The 3,900-nt window shown below is 47.0% G+C and carries 4 protein-coding genes; all 4 read right to left on the bottom strand.

The genetic code is table 11. The features are described from left to right. Positions 1-510, bottom strand: a 510-nt coding sequence (locus tag RCH83_RS13270; RefSeq protein WP_373689773.1) for a protein kinase, incomplete at its 3' end; no start/stop codon positions are given. Between the two features lie 285 nt (positions 511-795). Then, positions 796-2,394 carry a dihydrolipoyllysine-residue acetyltransferase gene (locus RCH83_RS13265; protein WP_306522876.1) on the bottom strand — a complete coding sequence of 533 codons (1,599 nt, stop codon included), beginning with the start codon at positions 2,392-2,394 and terminating at the stop codon, positions 796-798. Between the two features lie 22 nt (positions 2,395-2,416). Next, positions 2,417-3,394: an alpha-ketoacid dehydrogenase subunit beta gene (locus RCH83_RS13260; RefSeq protein WP_306522874.1), complete on the bottom strand. Its 978-nt coding sequence runs from the start codon at positions 3,392-3,394 to the stop codon at positions 2,417-2,419. A gap of 2 nt (positions 3,395-3,396) precedes the next feature. Then, positions 3,397-3,900, bottom strand: a 504-nt coding sequence (locus RCH83_RS13255; protein WP_306522872.1) for a thiamine pyrophosphate-dependent enzyme, incomplete at its 5' end; no start/stop codon positions are given.

The raw sequence follows: 3,900 nt of genomic DNA, 5'->3' as shown, positions 1-3,900 counted from the left end.
ACCATGCACTATAGGGCATAACTCGCCGTCTTTTTGATGGTTGCGAAGCACTTTTAATAAACTGGCCAGCTGCGCTGCGATATCAATAATCAGTCTTACTGGCAAGCGACCATGGCGCAAACTATATTGTTCTAAATCAACGCCTTTGGCGCGTCCCATCATCAAAATACCTTGTTTTTTCACCAGTTGATAAGTGATATAACGTGGCACATTAGGGTGATTAACCTGCGACAACATAAAAGCTTCGTCTGCCAGACGTTCCTGAATATGCTGTGGCAGATTAATACGGGAAAATTTAAACACACATTGTTCGTTCAGGCTGTCGAGGCCGGCAAAAGCAAAACCATAAGCGCCCTTACCCACCAGTTCAATATTGCGATAACCGAGCTTTTGCAGCTCTTCAATACAAAGTGCTACCCAGTCTTTGAGTTTTTTCGCGTCGTTGGCGTTTAACAGATAAAACGACTGCTCTTCGGGGATATAAAAATTTCGCAGCTGGTGTTTTTCCATTATTTATCCCGGTTGCAATACAAAGTTTGGTTTTCTGAAGTTGTCTTTCTGCCGCACTGTGGCGACTTTGACTTTATCATGCAATAAAGCACAAGGATGGTAAATGAATGTTTTGCCACAAATACATTCTTGATCAAATGCTTGCGCTGAGGTTGAAGTTGAAGGTAACGACGAAGGCGAAGAAATGCCGGCTGGCTTTTTCAGTGTCCGAAAAGAACAAACCCACCTATAGGTGGGTTTGGGCAAAACAACATAGCTTCATTGGCTAAGGCAATTTTTGCTGCCTTAACGCATTGCAACCAGCATACTGCTTGGCTCTTCCAGATACTGTTTCCACAGATTGGTAAAACGGGCAATAGTACCGCCGTCTATCACACGGTGATCGCCAGACCAGCTGATTTGCATAATAGAACGCGCTACCACGTGGCCTTTGCTGTCAAAACGCGGCAGCTGCTGCACTTTGCCAAGGGCAACTATGGCCACTTCAGGTTTATTGATAATTGGTGTTGCCACAGTACCGCCAATAGCACCAATGTTGGAAATGGTGATAGTGCCGCCTTTTAAATCGCTTGGGCTGACACGTCCTTCGCGGGCAGAATCTGTCAGTTTGGTTAAGTCTTTGGCAATGTCGACAATAGACTTATGCTGACAACCTTTAATATTCGGCACCAATAAACCCACTTTGGAGTCGACGGCAATACCAATATTGTGGTCATCAAAATAAGTGATTTCCGAACAATCGCTGTTGACCTGGCTGTTTAAAATAGGGAACTCGTTTAATGCCAATGACATCGCTTTCATAAAAAACGGCATCATGGTGAGTTTGACACCTTGTTTGGCAAGACCGTCTTTTAAACTGAGCCGCAGCGCAATTAATTCTGTTAAATCAATCTCTTCACAGTAAGTGAAATGCGGAATAGTCGACACTGATTCGGCCATTTGCCGTGCCATGGCCGCTTTAATACCTTTAATAGGTTCAACACGACGACCGCCAGTTGTAACTGTAGAATTAGCAACTGTTGAGCTTGTCGCTGCTGCCACAGCTGCGGCTTTTGCGGCACAAGCAGGTGCTGTTACAGCACCACTGACAAACTTCTGCACATCTTCTTTATAAACACGGCCTTTAGCACCTGTGCCTGCCACCAGAGTTAAATCAACATTCAACTCACGGGCTAAACGGCGTACCGCAGGGCTTGCCACTGCTTTGCCGTTACCTGCAACCACTGCTGCAGACATAGATGATGTGCTGTTTGTCACATTGGCGGCGATTGCTGTTGTAACTGGCGCAGCTGAATGGGCGGCTGTTACAATTAGCGCACCTTCTACCACTCTTTCAATGGCAAAAAGTGGTGCATGCACTTTGGCGATTTGACCTTTGGCGGTATAAAGCTTCACTACTTTACCGGCATATTTGGCCGGAATTTGCACTAAAGCTTTGTCAGTCATCACATCACACACCGGCTGATCTTCGGCAATCACATCACCTTCTTTGACCAGCCAGTCGACCACTTCACATTCCACTATGCCTTCACCGATATCCGGTAACAGGAAGTCTTCAGTGATTTTGCCAGAAGCAGCCCCTGACGCCGCTGGTGCGGTTTGCGTCACAGCTGGTGCTGCTGTTTGCGCTGGAGTTTGCACTTCACCGGCAATTTGCATTTCAAACAAAGGTGCATGTACTTTGGCAATATCACCTTTGTTGTAATACAACTTGCTGACCACACCGTTAAACACCGATGGAATTTGCACCAGCGCTTTGTCGGTCATTACGTCACAAACCGGTTGATCTTCAACTATGGTATCGCCTTCTTTCACCAGCCATTCGACCAGCTCACATTCGACAATACCTTCACCGATATCCGGCAGAATAAAATCTTTTTTCATCATCGCCTCTATCAGGTTTGGATCAGAACTTCACTGAAGCCACAATAGCTTCAAAAGTTTTTAAATGGTCGGCCACGTATTCACGTTCCAGCGCCAGCGGATATGGCGTATCTAAACCACAAACGCGCGCTATAGGGCTTTCCAGATGCAGGAAACAACGTTGCTGAATGGTAGCGGCAATTTCACCGGCAAAACCGCCCGTTAACGGTGCTTCGTGGTTAATCACTAAACGGCCGGTTTTCATCACCGACTTCACTACTGTTTCTACATCCCAGGGCAGAATGCTGCGAAGGTCAATCAGCTCACAGGAAATGCCCTGCGCTTGCGCCATTTCAATAGCTTTTTGGCAAATCTCAATTTGCGCGCCCCAGGCTAATACGGTCACGTCTTTGCCTTCCTGCATCACTTCGGCCACACCCAGTGGAATTTCGTAATAGTCTTCCGGCACTTCACCGGTGGATGCGCGGTACAACTTCTTAGGTTCAAAGAAAATTACCGGATCTTCTGAGGCGATTGACGCCAATAACAAACCTTTGGCCTGATATGGGTCGCGCGGCACTATCACTTTTAAACCAGGGGTATGGGCAAAATAAGCTTCAGGTGACTGGCTGTGATAATGACCACCGGCAATACCACCGCCGTATGGCGTGCGGAACACTAAACCACCGACATTAAACTCATTGCCTGAGCGGTAACGGAACTTGGCCGTTTCGTTGACGATTTGGTCAAAAGCCGGAAAAATGTAATCAGCAAACTGAATTTCAGCCACAGGTTTCATGCCCTGCGCTGCCATACCATTGGCAAACCCGGCAATACCTTGCTCAGTTAAAGGTGTATTAAAACAACGGTCTTTGCCGTATTTTTCCTGCAACTTTGAGGTTGCGCGAAACACACCACCAAAGTGGCCCACGTCTTCACCAAAACACACTACTGTGTTGTCTTTAGCCATCGCCAGATCAAGGGCGTTATTAATGGCCTGCAACATATTCATCTTCGCCATTATTACATTCTCCCTGAGGTGATTGGATAAGCATCCGGATATTTACGGATGTGAGTTTTGAGTTCAGCCAGCTGACGCTCAAGTTCAGGGATAGGTTCGGCATAAACGTCAGAAATTAAGTGTTCAATACCAGGTTTGGCCACTTTTTCTGCCACTTTCAGTGCATCCAGAATTTCCACCCGCAGCGATTCAATTTGCGCTTTGTCGGCGTCGTCATCCAGCCAGCCTTTGGCCAATAACCATAAGCGGAAACGGGAAATTGGGTCGTTTTTGCGCCACTGCTCTTCTTCTTCTTTGCTGCGATAACCGCTTGGATCGTCTGATGAAGAATGCGCGCCTAAACGGTAGGCAATAGACTCGAGTAATACAGGTTCGTTGGTGGCGATGGCGTGATCACGTGCCATTTTCGTGGCCTGATACACAGCCAGAATGTCGGCGCCATCAACACGAATCGATTTCATGCCATAACCGACACCACGACAGGCAATACCATCGCCTTTAAACTG

It is taken from the genome of Rheinheimera sp., assembly GCF_030824435.1.
GTDB lineage: Bacteria > Pseudomonadota > Gammaproteobacteria > Enterobacterales > Alteromonadaceae > Pararheinheimera.
This window is presented reverse-complemented; position numbering and strand designations above follow the sequence as displayed.

Excerpts from the sequence above, each read along its gene's own strand:
- RCH83_RS13260 (WP_306522874.1), bottom strand. The coding sequence starts at position 3,394 with ATGGCGAAGATGAATATGTTGCAGGCCATTAATAACGCCCTTGATCTG.
- RCH83_RS13265 (WP_306522876.1), bottom strand. The coding sequence starts at position 2,394 with ATGAAAAAAGATTTTATTCTGCCGGATATCGGTGAAGGTATTGTCGAA.